The sequence below is a fragment of the Rhizobium sp. KDH_Rht_773_N genome (assembly GCF_052946295.1).
The window spans coordinates 833,816-860,404 of the sequence record NZ_JBRFNB010000002.1 but is presented as its reverse complement, the minus strand read 5'-3'; the positions used below and the strand labels follow the sequence as shown (position 1 = coordinate 860,404).

At 62.6% G+C, this 26,589-nt stretch carries 15 protein-coding genes; 4 read left to right on the top strand and 11 right to left on the bottom strand.

Going from position 1 to position 26,589, the window contains the following annotated elements; translation table 11 throughout:
* The gene (locus tag ACU8HS_RS25925) at positions 1-7,038 is read right to left on the bottom strand and encodes a DUF4082 domain-containing protein (protein WP_447016005.1); all 7,038 of its coding nucleotides are present in this window, start codon (positions 7,036-7,038) and stop codon (positions 1-3) included.
* Positions 7,039-7,675: 637 nt separating this feature from the next.
* Between ACU8HS_RS25925 and ACU8HS_RS25920 the strand changes: the two genes are divergently transcribed.
* From ACU8HS_RS25920 to ACU8HS_RS25910, 3 genes are all read left to right on the top strand, one after another.
* Entirely contained in the window at positions 7,676-9,535 is a 1,860-nt protein-coding gene (locus ACU8HS_RS25920) for a TPR end-of-group domain-containing protein (RefSeq protein WP_447016464.1), read from the top strand.
* A gap of 228 nt (positions 9,536-9,763) precedes the next feature.
* On the top strand, positions 9,764-11,491 hold the full coding sequence (gene poxB, locus ACU8HS_RS25915) for a ubiquinone-dependent pyruvate dehydrogenase (RefSeq protein WP_447016004.1): 1,728 nt from the start codon (positions 9,764-9,766) through the stop codon (positions 11,489-11,491).
* Between the two features lie 227 nt (positions 11,492-11,718).
* On the top strand, positions 11,719-12,552 hold the full coding sequence (locus ACU8HS_RS25910) for an inositol monophosphatase family protein (RefSeq protein ID WP_447016003.1): 834 nt from the start codon (positions 11,719-11,721) through the stop codon (positions 12,550-12,552).
* Between the two features lie 6 nt (positions 12,553-12,558).
* Here ACU8HS_RS25910 and ACU8HS_RS25905 read toward each other — a convergent pair whose 3' ends face one another.
* The 10 genes from ACU8HS_RS25905 to ACU8HS_RS25860 form a co-directional block, all read right to left on the bottom strand.
* A complete protein-coding gene (locus ACU8HS_RS25905) occupies positions 12,559-13,638 on the bottom strand; it encodes an ABC transporter ATP-binding protein (protein WP_447016002.1) in 1,080 nt (359 codons plus the stop codon).
* A 24-nt stretch (positions 13,639-13,662) separates the two neighbouring features.
* Complete coding sequence (locus tag ACU8HS_RS25900) at positions 13,663-14,481, bottom strand: ABC transporter permease (RefSeq protein ID WP_447016001.1); 819 nt, start codon at positions 14,479-14,481, stop codon at positions 13,663-13,665.
* Positions 14,481-15,371 carry an ABC transporter permease gene (locus ACU8HS_RS25895; RefSeq protein ID WP_447016000.1) on the bottom strand — a complete coding sequence of 297 codons (891 nt, stop codon included), beginning with the start codon at positions 15,369-15,371 and terminating at the stop codon, positions 14,481-14,483. Before ACU8HS_RS25895 ends, ACU8HS_RS25900 begins: the two co-directional genes overlap by 1 nt.
* Complete coding sequence (locus ACU8HS_RS25890; protein WP_447015999.1) at positions 15,371-16,516, bottom strand: extracellular solute-binding protein; 1,146 nt, start codon at positions 16,514-16,516, stop codon at positions 15,371-15,373. The genes ACU8HS_RS25895 and ACU8HS_RS25890 overlap by 1 nt, the downstream gene beginning before the upstream one ends.
* A gap of 147 nt (positions 16,517-16,663) precedes the next feature.
* Positions 16,664-18,694: a transketolase gene (tkt, locus tag ACU8HS_RS25885; protein WP_447015998.1), complete on the bottom strand. Its 2,031-nt coding sequence runs from the start codon at positions 18,692-18,694 to the stop codon at positions 16,664-16,666.
* Between the two features lie 210 nt (positions 18,695-18,904).
* Positions 18,905-21,931 (bottom strand): alpha-mannosidase, encoded by a 3,027-nt coding sequence (locus ACU8HS_RS25880; RefSeq protein WP_447015997.1) that lies wholly within the window; start codon positions 21,929-21,931, stop codon positions 18,905-18,907.
* Between the two features lie 356 nt (positions 21,932-22,287).
* A complete protein-coding gene (locus ACU8HS_RS25875) occupies positions 22,288-23,022 on the bottom strand; it encodes a molybdate ABC transporter substrate-binding protein (RefSeq protein ID WP_447015996.1) in 735 nt (244 codons plus the stop codon).
* On the bottom strand, positions 23,022-23,807 hold the full coding sequence (locus ACU8HS_RS25870) for an ABC transporter ATP-binding protein (protein ID WP_447015995.1): 786 nt from the start codon (positions 23,805-23,807) through the stop codon (positions 23,022-23,024). The genes ACU8HS_RS25875 and ACU8HS_RS25870 overlap by 1 nt, the downstream gene beginning before the upstream one ends.
* Entirely contained in the window at positions 23,797-24,831 is a 1,035-nt protein-coding gene (locus ACU8HS_RS25865; RefSeq protein ID WP_447015994.1) for a FecCD family ABC transporter permease, read from the bottom strand. The genes ACU8HS_RS25870 and ACU8HS_RS25865 overlap by 11 nt, the downstream gene beginning before the upstream one ends.
* Positions 24,831-25,889, bottom strand: coding sequence for an ABC transporter substrate-binding protein (locus ACU8HS_RS25860; protein WP_447015993.1), 1,059 nt, complete (start codon positions 25,887-25,889; stop codon positions 24,831-24,833). The genes ACU8HS_RS25865 and ACU8HS_RS25860 overlap by 1 nt, the downstream gene beginning before the upstream one ends.
* Positions 25,890-26,195: 306 nt before the next feature.
* On the opposite strand from ACU8HS_RS25860, the gene ACU8HS_RS25855 reads away from it, so the two are divergent.
* Positions 26,196-26,426, top strand: coding sequence for a hypothetical protein (locus ACU8HS_RS25855; protein WP_447015992.1), 231 nt, complete (start codon positions 26,196-26,198; stop codon positions 26,424-26,426).
* The last annotated feature ends 163 nt before the right edge of the window (positions 26,427-26,589 follow it).

Below are 26,589 nucleotides of genomic sequence, written 5' to 3'. Positions count from 1 at the left end.
TCACGCGGCAAGTTGCGGGCGGAAGACCACATCGGCGTAGTAATTCGCTGAATCGTAGGTGTTGTTCGGGAAGAGCCCCGTGGTGGCGGATCCGCCATAGGCGTAAACGCCGTTACCGCCGGCGACAGCGCTTGACTGGGCGGTCAGCGGACCGTTCGTCACAGCATTGTTGAAGAAGCCGTCCGTCGCCACGTATGCACCGGTGGTGTGGTAGGAGGCGATATAGTTGGTGTTGGCGGCGATCGCGACGGGCGTTGCGAAGTTCACCGTCTGCCAGCCGCTCGCCGTCGTATTGGTGAAGGTGGCGCTTGCAAGCTTGGTGCCCGTGGTGGTCCACAGGTCGACGACGTTCTGCCCGTTGTCGTTGGCGCTGCGGTAGAACTTGATGCCGGTGATTTCGCCGGCGACGTTCGACTGGAACTTGACCCCGACCTCAAGCTGCTGACCGTCGTTGAGGTTCGTCTGGGCCGGCGTGCTGGAGGCGGAAAACAGGCTGTAGGTCGCAGGTGCCGTCGATACCGCAACGTTGAAAGTCTCGCTGGCCGAGAGGCCGCCAAGATCGGTCGCCGTTACCCTGACGCCATAGGTGCCCGATGTCGTCGGCGTGCCGGAGAACGTCCGCGTCGTGGCATTGAAGCTCAGCCAGGCAGGCAGCGCCGTGCCGTCGGCGGACGTTGCCGTGTAGGTCAGCGTCTCGCTGCTGTCGACATCGGTGAAGGTCGTGCTCGGCAGCACGAAGGAGAAGGCGGAACTGGTGGTGGCATTCTGCGTGCCGGTCTGCACGGCCAGCACCGGCGCATCGTTGGCGCCGTGGATGGTAATGGTGATATTGGCCGTGGCCGTGGCACCGGCAGTGTCACGCATCGTGTAGCTGAAGACGTCGCTCAGCGTGTTGGTCGACTGGCGCAGTGCCTGAACGGCGGCATTGCTCTCGTTGACGGCATAGGTGTAGGCACCCGATGCGTTGAGCACGAGACTGCCATAGGTGCCGTTCAGTGCCGTGCCGAGCGTGCCTGATGTCGAACCGAAGCGGACTGCCGTCACCGTCTTGGTGTCGCCGGCATCCGCATCGGTGTCGTTGGTCAGGACGTTGCCGCTCGCGACCACGCCGCCCGAACCGTTGGCCACCCCGCCCTTCTCCGTCGCGTCACCCGCATCGGCAACCGCCGTCGGTGTCGCATTGCCGGGTGTCGATACGGCGATATTGAAGGTCTCGCTGGCCGACAGGCCACCAAGGTCGGTTGCCGCTACCCTGACGCCATAGGTGCCCGATGTCGTCGGCGTGCCGGAGAACGTCCGCGTCGTGGCATTGAAGCTCAGCCAGGCAGGCAGCGCCGTGCCATCGGCGGACGTTGCCGTGTAGGTCAGCGTCTCGCTGCTGTCGACATCGGTGAAGGTCGTGCTCGGCAGCACGAAGGAGAAGGCGGAACTGGTGGTGGCATTCTGCGTGCCGGTCTGCACGGCCAGCACCGGCGCATCGTTGGCGCCGTGGATGGTAATGGTGATATTGGCCGTGGCCGTGGCACCGGCAGTGTCACGCATCGTGTAGCTGAAGACGTCGCTCAGCGTGTTGGTCGACTGGCGCAGTGCCTGAACGGCGGCATTGCTCTCGTTGACGGCATAGGTGTAGGCACCCGATGCGTTGAGCACGAGACTGCCATAGGTGCCGTTCAGTGCCGTGCCGAGCGTGCCTGATGTCGAACCGAAGCGGACTGCCGTCACCGTCTTGGTGTCGCCGGCATCCGCATCGGTGTCGTTGGTCAGGACGTTGCCGCTCGCGACCACGCCGCCCGAACCGTTGGCCACCCCGCCCTTCTCCGTCGCGTCACCCGCATCGGCAACCGCCGTCGGTGTCGTGTTGCTCGTGCTCGAGGGGCGGAAGACCACATCGGCCCAATAATTGGCGGCGTTATAGGTGGCGTTCGGGAAAATGCCTGTCGTGGCCGACCCGCCATAACGGTAAACGCCGTTGCCGCCAGCGACAGCGCTTGACTGGGCGGTCAGCGGGCCATTGGTGATGGTTGTCGTGAAGAAATTGTTGGTCGCCACGTATGCACCGGTGGTGTGGTAGGAGGCGATATAGTTGGTGTTGGCGGCGATCGCGACGGGCGTTGCGAAGTTCACCGTCTGCCAGCCGCTCGCCGTGGTATTGGTGAAGGTGGCGCTTGCAAGCTTGGTGCCCGTGGTGGTCCACAGGTCGACGACGTTCTGCCCGTTGTCGTTGGCGCTGCGGTAGAACTTGATGCCGGTGATTTCGCCGGCGACGTTCGACTGGAACTTGACCCCGACCTCAAGCTGCTGACCGTCGTTGAGGTTCGTCTGGGCCGGCGTGCTGGAGGCGGAAAACAGGCTGTAGGTCGCAGGTGCCGTCGATACCGCAACGTTGAAAGTCTCGCTGGCCGAGAGGCCGCCAAGATCGGTCGCCGTTACCCTGACGCCATAGGTGCCCGATGTCGTCGGCGTGCCGGAGAACGTCCGCGTCGTGGCATTGAAGCTCAGCCAGGCAGGCAGCGCCGTGCCGTCGGCGGACGTTGCCGTGTAGGTCAGCGTCTCGCTGCTGTCGACATCAGTGAAGGTCGTGCTCGGCAGCACGAAGGAGAAGGCGGAGCCGGTGGTGGCATTCTGCGTGCCGGTCTGCACGGCCAGCACCGGCGCATCGTTGGCGCCGTGGATGGTGATGGTGATATTGGCCGTGGCCGTGGCGCCGGCAGTGTCACGCATCGTGTAGCTGAAGACCTCGCTCAGCGTGTTGGTCGATTGGCGCAGTGCCTGGACGGCGGCATTGCTCTCGTTGACGGCATAGGTGTAGGCACCCGATGCGTTCAGCACGAGACTGCCATAGGTGCCGTTCAGTGCCGTGCCGAGCGTGCCTGATGTCGAACCGAAGCGGACTGCCGTCACCGTCTTGGTGTCGCCGGCATCCGCATCGGTGTCGTTGGTCAGGACGTTGCCGCTCGCGACCACGCCGCCCGAACCGTTGGCCACCCCGCCCTTCTCCGTCGCGTCACCCGCATCGGCAACCGCCGTCGGTGTCGCATTGCCGGGTGTCGATACGGCGATATTGAAGGTCTCGCTGGCCGACAGGCCACCAAGGTCGGTTGCCGCTACCCTGACGCCATAGGTGCCCGATGTCGTCGGCGTGCCGGAGAACGTCCGCGTCGTGGCATTGAAGCTCAGCCAGGCAGGCAGCGCCGTGCCATCGGCGGACGTTGCCGTGTAGGTCAGCGTCTCGCTGCTGTCGACATCGGTGAAGGTCGTGCTCGGCAGCACGAAGGAGAAGGCGGAACTGGTGGTGGCATTCTGCGTGCCGGTCTGCACGGCCAGCACCGGCGCATCGTTGGCGCCGTGGATGGTAATGGTGATATTGGCCGTGGCCGTGGCACCGGCAGTGTCACGCATCGTGTAGCTGAAGACGTCGCTCAGCGTGTTGGTCGACTGGCGCAGTGCCTGAACGGCGGCATTGCTCTCGTTGACGGCATAGGTGTAGGCACCCGATGCGTTGAGCACGAGACTGCCATAGGTGCCGTTCAGTGCCGTGCCGAGCGTGCCTGATGTCGAACCGAAGCGGACTGCCGTCACCGTCTTGGTGTCGCCGGCATCCGCATCGGTGTCGTTGGTCAGGACGTTGCCGCTCGCGACCACGCCGCCCGAACCGTTGGCCACCCCGCCCTTCTCCGTCGCGTCACCCGCATCGGCAACCGCCGTCGGTGTCGTGTTCGAACTCGGCGTCGTGAACATCACATCGACCCAGTAGTTCGTCGATTCGAAAGTGCTCGTCGGAAACAGACTGGCACTGCCATAGGCGTATACGCCGTTGCCATTGGCCGGCGCCGTCAGCGGACCGCTCGTGACATTGGAGACGAAATAGTTGGCGGTCGTCGAGTAGTGGCCGCTGTCCGTATGGTAGGACGCCGTGTAGGTCTGCCCGGGCGTCAGGCTCACCGGGCTGGAGAAATAGGCGGTCTGCCAGCCGCTGGCGGTCTCGTTCGTGAAGGTGAGGGTCGCGATCCGCGTACCCGTGCTCGACCACAGCGAGCCGGTATGCGTGCCGGTATCCTGACTGCCCTTGTAAAACCGAATACCGGTGACGGTCCCTGCCACCGACGTCTGGAAGCGGACACCGAGTTCGACAGGTGACGTATCGTCGGTGTTGACGACCGCCGGCGTCGCCGCGCCGAAGAGGGAGGCAAAGCTTGCTCCGGTTACGGTGACAGTGCGTCCTGCCGAAGGTGATTCAAGGTTGATGCTGTCGTCGACCGCGCGCGACAGGATCGTGTAACTGCCCGCGACTTGCGGCGACCAGGTATAAGTCCAGTTCTCGTCACCCGTTGCCGGATGCCAGCTTGCCCCGTTGTCGGTCGAGACTTCGACGCCGGCAATGACGCCGCCGCCCGTGTCGGCCGCCGTGCCGGTGATCGTGACACTGGAGCCAACGGTTGCCGTCGACGGCGCCGTGATGATCGACGTCGGTGCGACGTGATCCGTGGAGCCGGTTGCAGCGACGAGGCCGGATTGCAGCGTGCCGGGCTGAATGCCCATGTCGGCCAGCAGATTGACCATCGCCTGCTGCACGCGGGGATCGGTCGGGGTCGCCTGATTGTCGTGATTGTCGCTTAGGCCCCATGTCCAATAGACGGTACCGGCGCCGAACACGAGCGCACCGCTCGGCGCGCGATAAAGCGTCAGATTGTGGGTTGCGGTCGCGTTGCCGGTCGTGTTTCCGTAATCGAGCAGGTAGGTGCTGACCGGAAGCGTCGTCGACGACAGCTTCACGAGGCCCGCCGGGTCAAACCCGTTGTCGACGGCTTCGTCCCATTCGTAGCCAAGATAGTTCCTGGTGAGCGTCGCCGTCTGGCCCGGCTGAAGATTGGCAACGCTGGTATTGCGCCAGAAACGCAGGTTGGCGTCGTCATATCCGACCGTGATCGCGCTGAGATTGTCGCCGACATCGTCGACCTTGAACAGCTGCCCGGTCAGCGAGTTTTCCGGGTTTCCGCCGCCGACGGCCGGCGGGCTGAGGCGCGGGTCGCGGAACGTGCCCGTCCATTCGTTCGAAGGGTCGATGCTGGCGCCGGGCGACCATGTCTCCTTGTAGGAGATAAGGGTGCGGTAGGGCGTACCGTCGCTGCTGTAGGCATTGCCCCAGCGGGTACGCCAATAGACCTCGTTGCCGCTCCAGAACATCAGGTTGACGCCGGCATCGCGCGCAGCCTCGACATTGGTGCGCTGCTGTCCCGACCAGTATTCGTCGTGCCCGGCATCGATATAGGTTTTGTGATTGAGCAGCAGGCTGCCATAACGATCGACATCGACACCCGACAGGTAGGAGACGTCGTAGCCGTTCTGTTCCAGCCAGTAGATGCCGGCATATTCGGCGCCGAACAGATAGTCCTGCGGGCCGGCAAAGGTGCCGACCCCGCCCCGGGTTGCAATCGGCCTGTTGTAGCTCACCGCATAGGCGCGGCCGGCGCCCTGCCCCGTCGCCGGACCGTTGCCGCCATAGAAGTTCGCGCCGCCCCAGCCATTATAGGCCTGCCATGTCTGGTCCGCGGTCTGGAAGACGATGTCGCTGTGACTGTCGTCGTCGCGCACGATGAACGGAATATGGTTTTCGCCGAACGTGCCGTCCTGCCGCACGAGCTTGGCGATATAGACACCTGAAACGGCATCCTCAGGCACGGTCCACGAGGCCGAGACGGCCCAGTTGCCGGCATCGACCGTTCCGGTCGTGGCATTGCGCAACGGATTGGGCTGGTTCTGCAATCCGGTATGCTGCAGGGTCGCCACCTTGCGCGCGCCCATGCCGCCGTAATAACCGAGCCGGTAGATATCGATCCGGTAATTGGTGGAATCCGTATCGATCTTGAAGCTGATCGTCTTGCCGTTATCGACGCTGATATCGGTCGCAAACCCCTCGATGTTGGAGCTGCCGGCGCCATCGATGCCCCACTCGCTCTCCGGATTGCCCTGCTTCTGGTTTTCCAGCACGATCGCGTTGGTGGCCGCCGCTGCGGCGGCCAGGTTCTGTGTCGTCAGCGACCGCTGCGTGACCGGCGGCGCGGTGACCGAGCCGGACAGGATGCCGACGCCCTTCGTGCCGGTTGCCGTTCCCATCTCTCCGCCGGCGGGCAGCGATCCGTTCACGTTCGCCGAACCCGTCCACGTCGCGGTGCCACGCCATCCCGAAAGCGGGGACAGGTCGCGATCGAGCAGCGGGTCGCTGACCGACGCGCCGATGGCCCGCTTGATCGTTGCCACATAGTCCGGCCCTTCGGTCAGCCTCGTCCCCGGCAACTGGCCGTCCTGCTGGAGCAGGGCGCCGCCATGCGCCCAATCGAGAATCCGTGTGGGGGACGTAAAGTAGCCGCACCCGCAGACGCCAAAAGGCATGCCGAACGCCAACGCATTCGGTCCGGTGTGCTGTGCAGCAGCCTCTGCCGACGGGCTCGATTCGAGAATGACCACCTTGCCGGAATGCGCACGCCCGCCAGCTGCGGCGGCCGAACCTTGCCCTGATGCGACCGATCCCGGGTTCTGCGGCAGATATGGCGCCAGGGGATCGTCGCCGATGGTGCTCGGTCCCGCATAGGTGCGATAGGGAAACGACGTGGACCCGAATGCTGCGCCATTCGCTGTCCGCTCGAAAGGTGCAAGGGCCGGAATCTGGGCGGAAAGCACCGACGCGGCAGGATCTCCGCTTCGTTCCGCCGCTCTGCGTGCGGCTTCGAGAGCAGCGGGCAAGGACGGGGATGCCCGGTCGATATTGCCGCGACCGTCTGCCTCGCCGACCGCTTCCGCTCTCGCTTCACTGCCGTTTCCGCCAGATGCAGGGTTGTTGTCGGGATTGGCGACAAAGACGCTTCCCAAGCCTGCCAAGCCTGCGCCCGCAGCCTGCGCGGATGTCGCAAGCTGGGCACTGTCCTCGGGCCGATCTGCGTTCTTGCGTGGCCTTGTCTTTCCACCGACGGTCAACCACCGGGGAGCCCACGAATCCACCATTAGTGAGCGCGAAGCCCACCGGCGAGCGTTGCGATACATGGCGTGCCCTCTCGCGAAATTGCCAGAATCAAATCTATGAGAGATCGTTCGATACGCGGATTTCCGATTATAATCGAAAAACGGGCGAGTATATCTTACCCCTTTCGACCTACAGGCGGCATCCTTTTAGGCAAAAGGGCTTTTGTGCAAACGCTTGACTTGCCGTTCGAGAGGCAGAAAGCGGCTCGGTCGTCAGCTTTTCCTTGCGCGATCCTGTCATCTTCCACGGCTGTCGGCGGATCACCCGGAAATCGTACCCGGCTTCCACCCAGCACAACTTCGTCTGGCGGCGGCGCCCCACAAGCGCTCAGCGGCGAAGAACCGGCGCTAGACAATGCGCCGGTCAATTCGTGCGCGCCGCACCCGAACCCTTCCCCCGGGAGGCCTGCCAAAATTGATGCACGGCCTCAAAATTGGGCACCGCGCCGCGTCCGCGGTCTTTCCCATTCGAAAGAGCTATCGTTTGACGCAATCTTCGCCCGTTCGGAGTATTGAAGCTGCGCCGTAACGATATAGGCTCTGCGCCGCCGTGACAGCATGCCGAATCGAGAGATTTCGGCTGCAAGGGAGGGAACCCTAGCGCGGCTATAATCTGGAAAAGCGAGAAACTGACATGAGACAATCCATGGAGAGGGTCATGGAGCGGCGATTGAGTGCCATCCTCGCTGCCGATGTTGTCGGTTACAGCCGGCTCATGGGCATGGACGAGACGGGTACGCTGCAGGCCTTGAACCGCCATCGCTGCGAACTGGTCGACATCCGTATATCCGATTACAAGGGCCGCATCGTCAAACTGACGGGCGACGGCATCCTTGCCGAGTTTCAGAGCGTCGTGAATGCCGTGGCCTGCGCCGCCGAAATCCAGCGCAACATGGCCGTGCGCAACGAAAACGTGCCGAAGGAAGAGCGCGTCGAATTCCGCATCGGCATCAATCTCGGCGACGTCGTCGTCGAGAACGAGGATATTTTCGGCGACGGCGTCAACCTTGCCGCGCGTCTGGAAGGCATTGCGCCGACCGGCGGCATTGCGGTGTCGGCAATCGTGCGCGATCAGGTCGGTTCACGCCTCAGTCTCGGCTTCGATTTTTTAGGTGAACACGTGTTCAAGAATATCCGGCAGCCGGTGCAGGTCTACACGGTTTCCTTCGAGAAGCCGAATTCCGCCCGCCTCGTCGCGCAGAACCGCAACACCTGCTTCATCGCCGTCCTGCCCTTCACGAATATGAGCGGCGACACCGATCAGGACTATTTCTCCGACGGCATCACCGAGGACATCATCACCGATCTTTCCAAGGTCTCCAGCCTGCATGTGGTGCCGCGCAACACCGTCTTCACCTACAAGGGCACGTCGGTGAAGGTAAAGCAGGTCGCCCAGGAACTCGGCGTGCGTTACATGCTGGAAGGCAGCGTGCGCATCGCCGGTACGCGGGTGCGCATCTCCGGCCAGCTGATCGATACGGCAAACGGCGATCATCTCTGGGCCGAACGCTACGACCGCGACCTCACCGATATCTTCGCCATCCAGGACGAGATCACCAACGCGATCGTCGGCCAGCTGAAGGTGCGGCTCTTACCGGAGGAGCGCAAGGCGATCGCCGCCGAGCCGACCGCCAATGTCGAAGCCTATACCTATTACCTGAGAGGCCGGCAGCTCTCCCATACCTGGACCAAGTCCTATCTGCAGCTTGCCCGGCGTATGTTCTACAAGGCCGTCGAACTCGATCCGGATTATGGCCGCGCCTATGCCGGCATTGCCGATTGCGATGCGGCGATCCGCGACTGGGCGCCCGGCGACGTGCCCCTGGAGCGCATCCTCGCCATGAGCGCCAAGGCCCTGGAACTTGAGCCGGACCTCGCGGAAGCCCATGCCTCCCGCGGCCTGGCGCTGCATCAGAACGGCGAGGACGACAAGGCCATGGCATGCTTCGAACGCGCGCTTGCCCTCGACCCCAACCTTTATGAGGCAAATTTCCACTATGCCCGCATCTTCTTCATGCGCGGCGACTTCGCCGAGGCCGTGCATTATTTTACCCGCGCCGCCGAAATCCGCCCGGACGACTATGTTTCTCCAATCCATCTGATGTCCTCGTACCACTCTCTCGGGCGGGCGGTGGACAGGGAAAACTGGGCACGCAAGGGGCTTGAGAGAGCCGAGCGCGCGCTCAACCAGAACCCGGAAAATTCCGGCCCCGCCCATCGCGGCGCACTCGCCCTTGCCCATCTCGGCGAAGCGGCGCGCGCCTGCGACTGGGCTGCCCGGGCAAGCGCGATTGATCCCGACGATATCGTGGCCCAATACAATCTCGCCTGCGTCCATTCCGTACTCGGCCATGTGGAACGGGCGATCGACATTCTGGAGAGCCTGCTGCCGCGCAGCTCGGCCTACCATATCAAGTGGTTTACCCATGATTCCGACCTCGACAACCTGCGCCGGCATCCCCGCTTCAAGAAGCTGCTGACAGAGGCGATGAAGGAACGGGAGCGGATCGCGGGATAGGGTGCGGCGCCCATTGCATCGATCGGACCCGGCAAGCGCAGGGGGCGGGCCGAACCTATGTCTTTGTGCGGGAGACAACCTTCCGGACATGCGGGCAGACCGCAGACGGCACGCAGGTCCGGTTTGACGGCTGCGCCGCTCTGGCAGGTCTTGCGGTTGAGAAGCGTCGAGCGAGGCCTAGCTTCTCTTGTCGGTGATCCCGAAACCCCAAAGCGCAGGAGCCATTCGATGAAGTCCAACGCCGCTGATGTACTGACAGAAGTTCTGCATTCGGCCGGGGTCAAGCGAATATACGGCGTGGTCGGAGACAGTCTGAACGGGCTTACGGAAGCACTCCGGAAAAGAGGCGACATCGAGTGGGTCCATACCCGCCACGAAGAGACAGCCGCTTTCGCGGCAGGTGCAGAAGCTCATCTCAGCGGCGGGCTGGCCGTCTGCGCCGGAAGCTGCGGTCCGGGCAACCTTCACCTCATCAACGGCCTGTTCGACTGCCATCGCTCCCGCGTCCCCGTCCTGGCCATTGCCGCCCAGATCCCTTCGGCTGAAATCGGCAGGGGCTATTTCCAGGAAACGCATCCCGACCAGCTTTTTCGGGAATGCAGCCACTATTGCGAACTGGTCAGCCACCCGGAGCAATTGCCGGCGGTCATCGAGATGGCCGTTCGCACGGCCATCGGAAAACGGGGCGTTGCCGTCGTGGTCATTTCGGGCGACGTGGCTTTGACCGATTTCACGGCGAAGATTTCGACACCGGCTGCGCTTGCCCTGCCCCAGCCGAGCATCGTGCCGACGCACGACCAGATCGAGCGATTGTCGGCATTGCTCAACGAGAGCTCGAAAGTCACCCTTCTGTGCGGGCGCGGCTGCCAGGGGGCGCATGACGAGCTGATCGCCCTTGCGGATCGGCTGAAGGCGCCTGTTGTCCACGCGCTCGGCGGCAAGGAACATGTCGAGTGGGACAATCCCTTCGATGTCGGCATGACCGGCCTGATCGGCTTTTCGTCAGGTTACAAGGCCATGCTGGAGTGCGACATGCTTCTCATGCTCGGCACCGATTTCCCCTACCGGCAATTCTACCCGACCGGCGCCAGAATCGTGCAGGTGGATATTCGCCCGGAAAACCTTGGCCGCAGGGCCTCGCTGGATCTCGCAATCGTCGGTGACGTCAGATCCACACTGGCGGCAACGCTGCCGAAGCTGGCAGAGCGAGCAGACAGGAACCACCTGGATGAGTGCCTTGCCGCCTACAGGAAAGCGCGTGAAGGCCTCGACGACCTCGCCACCGGCAGACAGGGCGGCAAGATCCATCCGCAATATGTGGCACGCCTTCTGAGCGAGCACGCCTCCGACGATGCCGTTTTCACCTTCGATGTCGGAACGCCCACCATCTGGGCGGCACGCTACCTGAAAATGAACGGGAAACGTCGCCTGATCGGATCGCTGGTGCACGGATCGATGGCCAACGCTCTTCCCCAGGCGATCGGGGCGCAGGCGACATACCGGGACCGCCAGATCGTCAGCATGTCCGGCGACGGCGGCTTTGCCATGTTGATGGGCGACGTCCTGACGCTCGTTCAACAGAACCTGCCGGTAAAGGTCGTCGTCTTCAACAACTCCGTTCTGGGGTTCGTGGCGATGGAAATGAAAGCTTCGGGGTTTCTTGAAACCGGCACGGAACTCAAGAACCCGGATTTTGCGGCGGTTGCCCGCGCGGCCGGAATCCACGGCATTCGCGTCGAGGATCCGGCCGAGCTTGACGGCGCCGTCAGGGAAATTCTGGCGCATCCCGGCCCGGCCCTGCTCGACGTCGTGACGAATACACAGGAATTGTCGATGCCGCCGAAGATCGAAGCGGCGCAGGCGAAGGGTTTCGGTCTCTGGGCCATCCGCGCTGTCATGAACGGCCGGGGAGACGAACTCGTGGACCTGACGGTCTCGAACTTCCTGTCCCGGTGAGGTCGGGCACTGCCAGAATCGGTTGGCGGCGACATATTGCGGCAGCCGTGTGAATCGTGATTCAGTCCAGGCAGGCACCGCGCCAATCGTTGCCGGAACCGGCCGTCGCGCCGGCATCGCGCGCGGCGACTTGCAGCATGTCGCCTGTTTCATAAAAACATCATGCGCATTTGCAATGAGAAGCGCCGAACTGCCCGCCATCCTCAGTCATCACACGGATTGTCCTCATGAAATTGTCTTCGACCGCCGCGCGTCTGTCGCCGGCAGCCTCGCCCCGCCTTCTCGTCCTGGCCGAAACAGCCCTCAAGGCAGGAGAGACGGCGCGCAACGCGCTCAGGCGGCGCACGGCGGCCGAGATGGTCCACAAGGCGCCACGCGACTACCAGACGGAAATCGATGTCGCGGTCGAGCGGATCATCGTCGAGGAGATGGTCAAGGCATTCCCGTCCTACGCGATAAGGGGTGAGGAAGAGGTCGGCAACCGGCAGGCTGGCGCGGACGCGCCGGTCATCTATATCGACCCGATCGACGGCACGACGAATTTTGCCTGGGGCATTCCGCATTTCGGCATGACGATCTCGATCGCCGAGGGCGGCCGTATCGTTGCCGGCGTCGTTTACGACGCCATGCAGGACGAACTTTTCAGCGTCGAGGCTGGCGCCGGCGCCTGGCTGGACGGCGAGCGGATGCATTGCGCCGAGGTTGCCGACATCCAGAACGTGCTGATCGGCGCCGGCCTGCCGATACCCGGCCAGGTCAAGGCGGTCCCGGAGGAACTCTATTTCGATGCCGTGAAGCGGCTGATGGCCAATACCGCCGGTGTGCGCCGTCTCGGTTCGGCAGCACTTTCGATCGCCTATGTCGCCTGCGGCCGGCTGGACGGCTTTTTCGAGGACGGCCTCTCGGTCCACGACTTCGGCGCTTCGGCGCTGATGGTCGAGGAAGCGGGCGGTATCGTCACACGGTTTTCCGGCGCTGCCGTCACCGGCAAAGGCGATATCCTGGCAGCAAGCAAGGCGCTGCATCCCTGGCTGCAGGAGGGTTTTCAGCCGAGGGCTTGAGACACGTCAGGTCGCGGGGAGCGGCTTTGCGGGCGCAGCCGCCTGCGGCTCTCCCGATTGGTGGATGAGGGCGTTGTCGCGGAAAGCGAAGAAGCCTGAGCAACTGGGAGCGACGGCCATCCCGGCCCGGATCGTTTCGGCCGGCGCGACCATCGCCTTCAGCCTGATGCCATCGGCGAGATCGACATCGACGATCTTGTGGGTGCCGAAATCGGTAACGCGGCGGACCGTCGCATCTGCCGTTCGGCCGGCGGGACGCACCGTCAGGGCTTCCGGACGCATGGCGAGCGTCACGGGACCGTCGGCAACGGGAACGGAAAAGCCGAACAGCGGATGCGTGCAGACCCCGTTGCGGATCTCGCTCTCCACGAAGTTCATCGAGCCGATGAAGCCGGCGACGAAGGCCGTCTGCGGCTCGCGGTAGATGACGCTCGGCGGAGCCACCTGTTCGGTGCGCCCGTCACGCATGACGACGATGCGGTCGGCGAGCGCCAGGGCCTCGTCCTGACCGTGGGTGACGAACAATGTCGTGATGCCGAGCCGTTGCTGGATATCGCGCACTTCCTCCCGCAGCCGCTCGTGCAGGTGCTGGTCGAGGCTGGCGAAGGGCTCGTCGAGCAGCAGGATCTTCGGCTCGAGGACCAGCGAACGGGCAAGCGCCACGCGCTGCTGCTGGCCTCCGGAAAGCTGTGTCACCGCGCGCCGCCCGTAATCGGCGAGACCGACGAGAGCGAGAGCATCCTCGACCCGCTGGCGGATCTCGGCCTTCGGCAGGCGCCGCAATTTCAGCCCGAAGGCGATGTTGTTGAAGACATCCATATGCGTCCAGAGCGCATGGCTCTGGAAGACCATGCCGGTCGGGCGCCGCTCCGGCGGCAGGTTCGTCACGTCTCTCGCGTCGATGCGAATGCTGCCTGCGCTCGGGTGTTCGAAACCGCCGATCATGCGAAGCAGCGTCGATTTGCCGGAGCCCGAGGGGCCGAGCAGGCAGACGAGTTCGCCGTCGCCGACCTCGAGCGAGAAGTCGCGGACGGCAAACGTATGGCCGAAGCTCTTCGAAACGCCTTCGATCGCCAGATGTGCCATTCTTGAAACCCTTTCTGTCCGCGCTCAGGCGCCAAAGCCCCGTGCGAAGGCGCCGGTTCCGACGACGCGCCGCGCAAACATCAACGCCGCGAAGGACGGCACCCACAGCATGACGGAGAGGACCGCCCCATATTGCACGACGATCTGGCTGTTGATGAAGCTGATCATCAGCACCGGCATGGTACGGATTTCGGGCGCTCCGATCAGCCAGGCGCCTTCCGTCTCATAAAAGGTCCCGACGAAGGTCAGCAGCAGGGCCGCGGATATCGTCGGCGCGGCCTGTGGAAGCGTGATCGACCAGAAGACGCGAAGCGGCGTCGCGCCGGCATCGCGCGCGGCTTCCTCCATGCGCCGGTCGACATTCTGGAAGGCGGCGACCGGGATCCAGATCATCAGCATCAAAGTGCCGACGAGCTGGATCAGCACCACGCCCCAGAAGGTGCTGATCAGCCCGAGTTGCAGAAAGATGCCGGCGATCGCCACCAGCAGGCCGAATTTCGGAAAGGCATGCGAGGCGAGGAACGACAGGAACAGGACGTTGCGGCCGGGAAAACGCATCCTTGCAAAGGCATAGGCGGCGGGCAGGCAGACGATCGCCGAGAGCGCCGTAACGGTCGCGGTCAGACGCAGGCTGAGGAACAACGCGTCCCAGACATCCTTGCGGGCAAGCGTCTGCGACCAGAACCGCAGACCGAACTGCTGGGGAATGACGGAAGGATAGCGCCAGACCTCGGTGAAGGCCCAGGTGGCGACAACCAGCAGCGGCAGCGCGATGAACAGCGTCAGCAGCATCGCCAGCAGCATGCCCATCCAGTCGAATTTCAAGGCAGTCGGCCGGCGCATCACCGACCCTCCCGGTTGCGGGCGATCGACCAGACATAGAAGACGCCGAAGAGGAGGCAGAAGCCGAAGGTGATGACGGCCTGCGTGAGCGCACCGAGCGGGTCGTTCATGTCGGCAAAGGTGCGCTGCATGAACGGTCCCATCATCTCCGGAGAGGCCGGACCAAGCACATAGGGCAAGGTGAAGGCGGAGAATATGCCGAGAACGGCGAAGGAGGCCGTGACCAGCAGCGAATTGCCCATGCGCGGCAGGATGATCGAGATGAAGACGCGCAAAGGCGTTGCGCCGACATCGCGGGCCGCCTCGACGGAGCTGTTGGAAACAGACGCGAGGCCAGCCGTCAGCATCAGTACCGTCAAAGGCAGATTGTCCCAGACGAGGCCGATGACCGGTCCCCAGGGCGTCAGATAGGGGCTGGGCAGCTTCGGCAGGCCAACGGCGTTGAGCAGGATATCGACCGTACCGTTCGGTCCGATCGTGCGGATCAGGGCATAGGAGAGAATGATCGAGGGAACGAACATCGGAAAGATTGCCAGCCCCTGCACGTAGGCCGCAAGGCGGCTGCCGGAAAAGCGCAGGTAAAGGGCAATCGGAAGGCCGATCGCAAGCAGGAGCAGCCCGCAGACCATGGTCGTCCAGAGCGTCAGCCAGAGGTTGTTGAGGCTGTAGGTATCAGTGAAGAAGAAATGGTAGGAGGCGAGCGAGAAGCCGCTCGTCCCGTCCGGCTGGCGGACGAAGATGGTGGTTGCGACGGCCGAGAGGATCGGAAAGATGATCAGCCAGCCGACCAGAAAGACCGGCATGCCGACCAGGAGGAGCCCGTAAAGGCTCCCCCTGCCGAGAGACGAAGCGCGGTGCGCGACCGCAGGCTGTACGGCATGCAGCGCCATCAGGTGCGGCTGATTCCGGGAGCGACGTTGCGGTACCAGCCGTCGTTGATCGCCTTTTCCCAATCGCCGCCCGGGAAGGTCGGGATCGTGGCCGGGATGACATCGGCATATTTCTTGCGCAGGTCTTCGGAAATGTGATCCCAGGAAACGCCCGGGAAACCGCCGATCTCGGTGATGATGGCTTCCTGCATCTCGCTCGTCAGCATGAAGGAGGCGAGCTTGAGGGCGGCATCCTTGTTGGCGCCGTTCGTGAAAATCGTCATGGCCGAGAACCCGCCGCAGAGCGCGAGATCGGAGAGCTGCACGAGGCCGGTCGTCTCGGGCAGAACGCCCTGCGAGATTGCCTGCAGGACCTGGTCGGACCAGACCGGAGCCATGGTCACGACGCCCTGGGAGAGCAGCTGGATCGACTGCGTGTTGCCGGCGGTATAGGCGCCCTTCTGATAGAGCGACGGCGCGAGATCGTTGAGGATCTTCCAGGCGGGCGTCAGCGACTGCTCGGCATAATCGGCGGTGAAGTTGTCGATCTTGAACTTCTTCGGATCGCGGCCGTTGGCTTCATGAATGGCGCGGCGGACGAAATTGCCGCCCGAGCCGCCCTTGTCCGGACGGTTGTAGATGAACTGGCCGGGATTGGCCTTGATCCAGGCCGTCAGCTGTTCCCAGGTCTTCGGCGCATCCTTCGGGTCGAGCTTGGTCTTGTCATAGGCAAGCAGAACCTGCGAGCCGCGATAGGGCAATGAGTAGGGCGTGTCGAAAGCGAGCGGATTGACGCGGTCGAAGCCGGGTACGTTCTCAGCGGAGAATTTTACCCAGAGACCGGCATCGATACCGCCGGCCGGAAGGCGCGGATCGAAGGATTCGAAGAGGTCGGCCTGCGGATCGGTCTTGGTCTTAAGCGCAGCGAGAGCGCGGTCGCCGATGGCGCGAAGGCCGTTATTGTCTCCGGCATCGGTGACCTTCAGGGTCACTTCCGGATGCGCCTTTTCGAAAGCCGGACGGATGATGTTGTTCCACAGGTCGATAATATTGGAATCCGAACCGCTGTAGAGGTCGATCGTGCCTGCGGCGGCCGAGGCGAAGCGCGGAAGGGCGAGAAGGCTCGCAGCCGCCGACGATGTGATCAGAAATTCGCGTCTATTCATACCCTGTCTCCCTTCGCTGTCGAGGCGGCGCCCCAGATGAGTTCTGAGAACTTGCTAGCCCCGGCGCGTAACATCGGAATGACAGAAGCGAAGAAAATGCACACGTGTGCCAAACCCGGCAGGGCAGTGGCTGCGTCTCGATTCTGCTTATCGATACCGCAATCCAACTGCGTCCTTAGCAGCCTTCACAACGGCGTCTGTCGTGATACCGAACTTCTTATAAACGTCGTCGATCTTGCCCGAGGCCCCGAAACTGTGCATGCCGACGAACCGGCCGTCGAGCCCGAGATACCGGTCCCAGCTGTCCCGGACAGCTGCTTCCACCGCGACGCGCGCAGTTCCCTCTCCAAGAACCTCGCGCTTGTAGTCCGGTGCCTGGGCCTCGAACAGCAGGCGGCACGGCATGGAGACGACCGCCGTCGGAATGCCTTCCGCCTGAAGCCTCGTCCTTGCCTCGACAGCAAGGTGCAACTCCGATCCGGTCGACATGATCGTCAGCTCGCGAGCGCCGCCTTCTGCCTCGAGCAGAACGTATCCGCCCTTTGCCGACAGGTTGGCGGAGCCCGGCTGCCTTCTCAGAAGCGGCATGGGCTGGCGGGACAAGGCGATCAGCGCGGCCTGCCGCGGGGATTCGAGAATGGCCTGCCAGCATTCCGCCGTCTCGATCGGGTCGCCCGGGCGGAACACGGCAAGGCCCGGAATGGCGCGCAGCGCCGTCAGATGTTCGACCGGCTGATGTGTCGGGCCGTCCTCGCCGAGGCCGACGGAATCGTGCGTCATCACGAAGATCGAACGCACGGCCATCATCGCCGCCAGCCGGATGGACGGCCGGGCATAATCGGAAAAGGTCAGGAAAGTGCCGCCGTAGGGGACCAGCCCGCCGTGCAGGGCAATCCCGTTGATGGCCGCAGCCATTCCGTGTTCACGCACGCCGTAGTGGATATAGGATCCGTTATACTGGCCCGGCGCGATCTCGATCATGGATTTGGCCTTGGTATTGTTCGACGGCGTCAGGTCGGCCGATCCGCCGAGAAGCTCGGGAATGGCCTCGGCAAGGTGATTGAGAACGATCCCGCTCGCCTGCCTTGTGGCAAGGTCCTTTTCGGCAGACAGAAGCTCCTGTTTTGCCGCTTCGATCGCCCCCGTCCAGTCCGGGGGCAGTTCGCCCTTCATCCGGCGTTCGAAATCGGCGCGGACATCCGCCCGCGCCGTCTGCACCCGCATCGCCCAGGCCATACGGGCGTTACGTCCCTTCGCGCCGATCTTTCTCCAATCTTCGAGCAGGTCTGACGGGATCTCGAAGGGCGGCGCGCTCCAGCCGAGAATCTTGCGGGCGCCGGCAATCTCCTCCTCGCCGGGCGCGTCGCTATGGGCCTTCTGCGTGCCGGCCCGGGTCGGAAAGCCGAAGCCGATAATGGTTTTGCAGGCGATCAGCGACGGGCGATCGCTGACCCGTTGCGCCTCGGCGATCGCGTTGCGGATGGCGTCGGTGTCGTGACCGTCGATTTCCTGGACGTGCCAGTTCGATGCGCGGAAGCGCGCCGGCTGATTGTCGGATTCCGCCAGGCTCGTTGCCCCGTCGATCGATATCGAGTTGTTGTCCCAGAACGCGATCAGCTTGCCGAGTTTCAGATGGCCGGCAAGCGAGATGGCCTCCTGGCTGATGCCCTCCATCAGGCATCCGTCGCCGAGGAAGACATAGGTATAGTGGCTTGAAAGATCATCGCCGAAACGGGCGTTCATGATGCGCTCGGCAAGGGCGAAACCGACCGAATTGGCAATGCCCTGCGCGAGCGGGCCGGTGGTCGTCTCGATGCCCGTGGCATGGCGATATTCCGGATGACCTGCCGTCCTGCTGTCGATCTGCCGGAAATTCCGGATCTGGTTGATCGTCATGTCGCGATAGCCCGTCAGGTAGAGCAGGCTGTAAAGCAGCATCGAACCGTGGCCGTTGGAGATCAGGAAACGGTCGCGATCGAACCAGTAAGGGTCTTCAGCATCGAATTTCAGGAAGTCGGAAAAGAGCACGACGGCAATGTCGGCCATGCCCATCGGCATGCCCGGGTGCCCGCTCTTGGCCTTCTCGACGGCATCCATCGAGAGAAACCGAATGCAATTGGCCATGTCGCGCAGGTGCTGATCGCGGGGCGCCGGTACGGACTTCACGGTTTCCGTCATGATCGTTTCCTCGGAGGCTGGTGAAAGACCAGCCGGAAGATAGGGTCCGACGCGAGCGGGGCCACTGCGGCATGTTGAAACTTTTTCCGCGGCCTCTCATCCGGTGACAGATCGCCTGATGCCGAGAGCCGCGCTCTGCCCCATGCCCTGCGCATACGCGATCGGCCGGAGCGCCGAACGCGAAATCGCAAAGCCCGGATATTGCTGCTTTCAGCCTCGCTGCAGCCGCCAGGTACGAATTTCGAACGGCATGATGTCTGCAGGCCCGGCACGCTCGATCGGCTCTTCGAGGATGTTGAGGGCACCCGATGCACGCCACCCCGATGGCAGGGCGAGGGAAAGCCGGCCACGCCGGCCCGCCGGTTCGTAAAGCCGCAGAATGAGGCCGTCTCCCTCCTCGGCCGGCTTCAGCCCGGAAAAGGCGACCGGGATGCCCTCGACGCCGAGCGGCGACAGAGTGCCTGCCGAAAGCCCGCTTGCCTCGGCGGTGACGAGCGGCTGGTTGAGGTCGATCGCTTCCTGAAGAACGTCGCCTTCGTGCCAGGCGCCCTCATGCGGCATCAGCGCGTAGGTGAAGCTCTGCTCCCCCTCATCGGCGAGCGGATCGGGATAGATCGGCGAGCGCACCAGGCTCATGCCGATGACATTGCCGCGCGCGCTGTGTCCGTATTTGGCATTGTTGAGCAGGGCGACGCCGAAGCCCGGCTCGCTGAGATCAACGAAACGATGCGCGGCAGCCTCGAACATCGCCTGTTCCCAGGAGGTGTTGGTGTGGGTCTGGCGTTCGACGACACCGAAGGCGCATTCGAAGGTGGCTGTCCGCGAGCGGACCGCCACCGGATTCAGCGTGCGAAGCAGAGTGCGCCGGTCATGCCAGTCGATCACCGTCTCGATGTCGAGCCTGCGGGCGTTGGCGGTCAGCACATAAAGCTGGGTGACGGTCGAGTTCCGGTAGCGGTAAACGACGCGGATCGCCGCGCGATGCGGTCCCTGTTCGACAAGCGTGATATTCTCCGGCCTGTCGAGGCGGACGGCCTTTTCGGCATAGTCAGCATCGACGTCCCAGGCATCCCAGTTGCGCGGCTTGTCGGCCGGATAGACCCAGAGCTGATTTGCACCGCCCTCGACCGCCTCCCTGCCCGTCGCCTTGTGAACGAGGCTCGACACGGCGCCGTCCTTGCCGATGACGACCGACAGATGCTGGTTTTCGAGGCTGCGGGTGTCGGCTCTCAGCATGCCTGCGGGCTTCAGCGCCTTGCGATCGAAGACGGCAACGGACAGCGGCGCGACGGTATCGGCAGATGACAGGACCGTCCCGTCGGAAAGCCGCGCCGTCAGCGGCCGCGGGGCAAGCGACGGATTGACGGCAACAAGCGCATCCGCCACGCCGCCTGCCGGAAGCTCAGCCGCAAGCGCCTTCAAAGCCTTGGTCTGTTCAGCCTTGGCATTAGTGATGACGCCGTCGAGTTCCTGTTCGGCATCGATATAGACTTCGCGGATGCTCGAACCCGGCAGGATGTCGTGAAACTCGTTCTTCAGGACGACGCGCCAGTCCGCTTCCAGGCTTTGCGGCTTGCCGGCCCCCAGCAGATGCGCAAGCGACGCAATCGTTTCCGCCGTTATCAGCGCCCGCTCGGCCTGCCGGTGCTTGCGCTTGACGCCGCTCTGCGAGGTCAGCGTCGCGCGGTGCAGTTCGAGATAGATTTCCCCGTCCCAGACCGGCAGCTCCTTTTGCGCCGCCGTACGGTGCGCCTTTTCGTAAAAACCCTTCACCGTGCCCCAGCGTGCGCTCGGGATCGCCGGGAAGTCGCGCAGTTGCACTTCCCGCTCGACCATCTCCGGTGTCACGCCGCCGCCGCCGTCGCCGTAACCGACGGCCAGCAATGATGTGTCGTGCTGTGTCTTGCCGCGGAAATTCTTCCAGGTCGGCACGAAACAGTCCGGCTGCACGAAACCGTTGTAGCCGTGCATGGGATTGTCGAAAGTGTGGGTCAGAACCTTGCTTCCATCGAGGCCCTTCCACCAGAAAAGGTCGGATGGGATATGGTTGGTTTCGCTCCAGTTCACCTTGATCGTGAAGAAGCTGTCGATGCCGCCGAGCTTCAGGATCTGCGGCAAGGCTCCCGAAAAGCCGAAGCAGTCCGGCAGCCAGCAGACCGTATGGCGCAGGCCGAAATGTTTCTCGAAATAGCGCTGTCCGTAAAGCACCTGTCGCGCAAGGCTTTCGCCGGTCGGCATGTTGGTGTCGGGTTCGACCCACATGCCGCCGACCGTCTCCCACTTGCCCTCGGCGACCTTCTTCTTGATCCGTTCGAGAAGCTCCGGATCGTCCTCTTCCATCTGCGCATAATAGTGGGCGGTCGACTGGTTGAAGCGGAAGTCGTCCGAGCGCTCCATCAAGGACAGCGCGGTATTGAAGGTGCGGCGCATCTTCCGTCGCGTCTCGCGATAGGGCCACAGCCAGGCGAGATCGATATGGGCATGGCCGGTGAGCAGCAGCTCGCCGTTTTGCGGGAAGCGCTTCTGAAGCTCCTTCAGTCGCGCGACCAGTTGATCATGCGCCGCGGCGGCCGAAGCACTCTGTGTTTGCGTCAGACCGGCCGGGTTTTCCTGCAGCTCCGGCAGCTCCCAGATCTTCTGCTGCATGACCGCGCTGGACGTGCGCGAAATATAGGCTGGCGTGTCCGAGGGCCAGTCGAGACTGCGCAGCGCCTGCTCGGCCGCCTCCATCAGGTGCGGCAGAACCTCATGGCTTTCGAGCACGCCGGCGGCCTCGCCGATCTGCCGCAAGAGGAGGTGCAGTTTGTGGACCGGCTCGTCCAGCCAGATCAGCCGCGCCTTGTTGAGCCTGGGCGCCCGGTTCGGCTCTCCGAAGGGAAAACGCGCGACGCTTTCGGTCGTGATCGAAAATTCCCGGCCCTTGATCGGGAATTCCTGATGGTAGGGGTCGAGCCCGAACGTCTCGGTCTGGCCGCCGGAATAGTGCAAGGTGATGAGGCTCTCGCCGCCGAGATCGAGCTGCAGGCGAACCTCTTCGATCGGCCAGTCGCGCGGCACCGTCGCCGACGCGGCGAAACGGACCGTGCCCTTGCGGTGCGGCCAGTCCTGATGATGGGCGATCGGCTCGCCGTCGAAGGTCCAGCCGTCGATCACGACGCTTTGCCGGTCGCGCCAGTGGGCGAGCTCGGCTGTGCGGACCTTCAGACGATCGAGGCGTTGGGCAATGGTAAGAGACATGGCGGGTCCTATCGGAGAATAAGCAACTGACAGCGGGGGAGATCAGGCGCGCGCAGACAGGCAGCAGGCACCGCGTCCGTCTCCTCCAACCGAAACGCGTGGCGGCCCTTAGATTAAGTAACTTTGTTTTTACGTCAAGCGCGCAAGAAACACGTTGCGAGAGTTTTTCCGGTGGGTACGGGTAAAAGCCCGCGCCCTCTGCAGCATCTCGCGGGGCGCGAAGCTCGACCCTGCAAGCGCCGATCTGCCTGGAGATCGACCGGAGCAACGCCGAAACGCACGGGAGCGCTATTCGCCGCCCTGGTCGTATACTGCATGGGGACGACGAGGTTCTCTTGAGGATCAGTTTGCTCTAGCTAGCGCAGCGGCAGTGCGAAACCCGTTTCACTTAATATGACTCGACCGGCGTCGCCCAGCATGAACTCGCGCAGCAAATGCGCCTCACGCGATGCCCCCTTTCGCAATGAAAGTCCGTAGGAAATGGCAGGCGCGAGCTCCACCGGAATTTCGACAACCGAGAAAGCCGGATTGCCCTCCAGCAGTCGCGCGTTCGAGTAGTAGCTCGTCATCAGATCGACTTCCCCATCGGCAATAAGATAGCCGGGGCCTTTGCCGGGTGGTGTCGGCGGAGAATTGCGCCCGCCGACGAGTTGGCGGGCACGTGCCTTCAGCATCATTCCCATCCCGGGATAGAAGGCTTCGATCCGGTTGAACAATTCGAACGCGTAGTCCCCCGACGGATCGTCGCCCGGTGTCGACGTAGCGATCCGCAAGTCAGGATTGGCTAGGATCTCGACGAAGTTTTCAGTCGTCATGCCGATATCCGGGCGAGCCATCATGCAGAGACGATTGCGAGCAAAACAGATCGCCTCCTCGGCTATGCCTGCTGCGGCGAGCGCTTGGGGATGCTCCATATTCGCCGAAGCGAAGAGATCGAAGTCCTCGCCGTTCTCGATCCGCTCGCGCAAAAGACCTGCCGGTCCGAGTGAAAGCGAAACTTCGACATCCATCTCTGGCGTAAATGCTTCAATAATCTTCGGAAATGCATGTCTCAGACTTCCCGCGGACAGAACCTTGATGGTTCTTTTCATCACAATCCTCCCTTTCGATTCCGTTGGCGGAAAAGAGGCGTGAAGGCGCGCTCCTCCCGACAGCCCAGACCGAACGACGCGGCGCGGATAGGAAGGCCGTATAAAGCTTCCAGATTGTCCTCGGTCATCGCATCACCAACCCGGCCGAGAATCGTCTTCGCTTCCGGCAGCATGAGAAGTGCATGGTCGGCAATTGCCACAGCGTGGTTGGGCTGATGAGTGGTAAATGCGATTGCCAGCGCTTCACGGTCAGCCAGTTCACCGAGAAGATGCAGCACGATATCCTGATTTCTCAGATCGAGCGCCGAGGCCGGCTCGTCGAGCAACAGGACCTCGTTTTCGCCAGCAAGAGCACGCGCGATTAGAACAAGCTGGCGCTCGCCTCCGGAAAGCGCGTCGATGCTGCGTGAGGCATGGTCCGCCATCCCGGTCGCACTGAGCGCTGCCATCGCCTTTTCGATGTCGGTTTTCCGCGGGGTCTGGAACAACGGTATATGCCGCGCGCGTCCCATCAATACGATGTCCAGCACGGAATACGGAAAAGTCCCCGAGAATTCCTGGGGCACAAACCCAACACTTCGGCTCAGATGCACTTTTCCCGAAGTGGGTTTGAGCAAACCCGCCAGCACGCGCAACAACGTGGATTTGCCGCGGCCGTTCGGACCAAGCACTGCGGTGATCTCGCCCGCCTTCAATTGGAAATCGAGATCCCGGAATTGCCAACGCTTGCCGTCGTAGGTCTGGCTTGCGCGCTCGATCGCCAGTCTGATGCGATCAGATGCCACGGCCGCCTCGTTGCGTCTGCCTCAAGACGATAGCAAAGACCGGAGTCCCGATGAGTGCGGTGAGGATACCGAGGGGAATTTCGCTGGCTGTCGCCGTGCGAGCCACGGTATCGATGATGAGCAGGTAGAGTCCACCGATAATCAGCGAGGCCGGCATCATCGCCCTGTGATCCGGACCGACCAGCATTCTGGCCATGTGCGGCACGACGAGGCCGACCCAGCCGATAATCCCGCTGACAGCCACCTGTGCGGCCACGATAAATGAGACCAGGACCAGGATCATCCAGCGCATCGGTTCGACGTTTACTCCCATTGCCCTGGCATCCTCGTCCCCGATCGACAGCAGGTTTACGCGCCAACGCAAGCCGAGAAGCAAGAGAGCGGCGATCAGCACAGGGGCCGCAACCAGGGAGAGCTTCTCCCAGCTGGCGGTCGCAAAACTACCGAGCAGCCAGAAAACCATCGCTGGAAGCTTGTCGTCCGTGTCTGCCAGATATTGGACGAGGCTCACCAAGGCCCCGAACAAACCGCTCACAACGACCCCCGCCAGGACAAGGGCCAGGATATTGCGTCTGGCAACGATGCCGTTCAGCAAATAGACGAGGATGAGCGCCGATAGACCAAAGGCGAAGGCGGAGCCCAGCAGACCTAAACCCGATACGCCATAGAGAATGGCGAGCACTCCACCGAAAGCGGCTCCGGAGGACACACCCATAACCTGGGGACCGACGAGCGGATTTCGGAAGACGCCTTGCATCGTCGCGCCTGCAAGCGAAAGCCCTGCCCCCGCTAAAATTGCCAAGAGGATTCGCGGCATCCGAACGGTAAAAACTACATTCGCCTCCGTCGGTGAAACGGGTATGTCTGGATGGGAGATCGGATCCATCAGAATTTGGACCACTCTTGAAAAGGGAATATCGTAGCGGCCGACACCGAGCGCCCCGATGGCGGCGATAACCAGGAAAGCAGCGAGTATGGCGATCGCGACGCCGGGCGGGCGTCGCGGAAATTCGTCGTCTTCCATCAGTGCGTGGCGCGATAGTCGGTGTGGTAGAATTCCTTATAATACGCGTCGGCTTCTTTCTGCATGTCGATGTCCTTGAACCGATCGGGATAAAGCTTCTGCGCCATCCACAATTCGCCAAGAGCCATCGCTTCCGGCATCGGATAGCCCCATGCCTTGGCGTATTCCGGCATGAGATATATGCGGCCATTCTTGACGGCGTCGATCGTCTGCCATGACGCGGTATTCTTGATTTCGGTGACGACGTCGGGGTAGCGCTCCTGCACGAAAATAACCGCCGGATCCCATTTGAGGACATCCTCCATCGTCACCTGCTTGAAGCCCGCGATCTCGTTCGCGACGTTGCGGGCACCTGCGCGCTCCATCATAAGGCCAGTATATTTGCCGTGCCCGTACGTGGAGAGATCCGGGTTCGCCATATAGACCGCCACTCGTTTTTCCTGGGGAACATCGGCCAGACGCTCCGCCACCAGCGCTCGTGCCTTCTTGGTGACGGCGATCATATCTTCGCCTTTGTCCTTTTCGCCCAGGATGTCGGCGATGAGTCTCACTCCGCTCGCAAATCCGGCATCAATTGCCGCTGGCTCGTCCTTCACCGAAGGGTTCATCTTCACCGCCTCCTCATGCGGCACATCGAGCAGGGAAATGGCGACGACCGCAAGGCCCGAGTCCTCGATTTGCTTGACCATGTCGGCCGGGGTGTAGTTCGTGACGAAGACCACGTCTGGTTTCAGCTTGAGGAGTTCTTCGATATTGACCTTGGTGAGGCCACCCGGCGTCGGGAGGCCGGGCAGTTGCGGCGCAAGGCGGACATAGTTGGCACCCAGCTGTTTCTTCCACTCGTCCAGAACGCCGACAACCTTGTCCATCGCGCCGAGCTGCACCGCGATGTTGAGCGTCTGGTGCTGCAGTATGACGACTCGGTTCACGACATCCGGCACATGCACCTGGCGGCCGATCTGATCGGTAACGATATGATCGGCCCAGGCGGGTACGGCGAACAACAGGCCACCGGCGGCGACTGCGATTTTCGCAATGGAAACGAGGCGAGCTAGCATTGATTTTCCCCTGATGAAGATGCCGCTCCCTATCAGGACAGCCCGCTGCATGCAATTCGTTATATTCTCAGAAATATTTCGCTTAAGCAGATTTCTTCGATCGGCCGGTCGGTCGAGGTCAACAAAAAAATCATGTCACGACGTCGAGAAACTTCAGCGCCTGCTGAATTTGACAGATGACCGCGGCTCCCTCGCCGACGGCCGCCGCCATCCGTTTGGTCGATCCTGCGCGTGCGTCTCCAGCGTACGATCTTGCAAGATCGCCCCCCAACTGGGCTCATTTATCCCCGTCTCCCGAGATTGGCGATGATGAGCGACAAGACGACGCGGGGCAGCGACAAGGATCGCCAGATCTCGCGCTGGAAGGGGAGCGCCGTTGCCGAGAACGAGAGGCAATGCGAACGCGCCCAGAAGAGTGATGACACCGCGCACCCGCCAGCAACGTCGCCGCAATCGATCTCCAAGCAGGCCGATCGAGCCGAAGTCCCAGATGCCCGCGTCTCGAAAACCGATCTACAGTCTGAAAATCTGCTTTAAAGAAAACCCGGCAGTGGCGGGCTTTTTGTATCGCGTGTCCGGATGGTATTTTTTTGCAAACGACTTATGGGGACATTTGGAAAATGTGTCCGGGAGACTTCGATTTGTGCCCCAATAGAATTAATGGCTTATCTTCCAAAAATGAAAACGGTTAGGGGCGTCG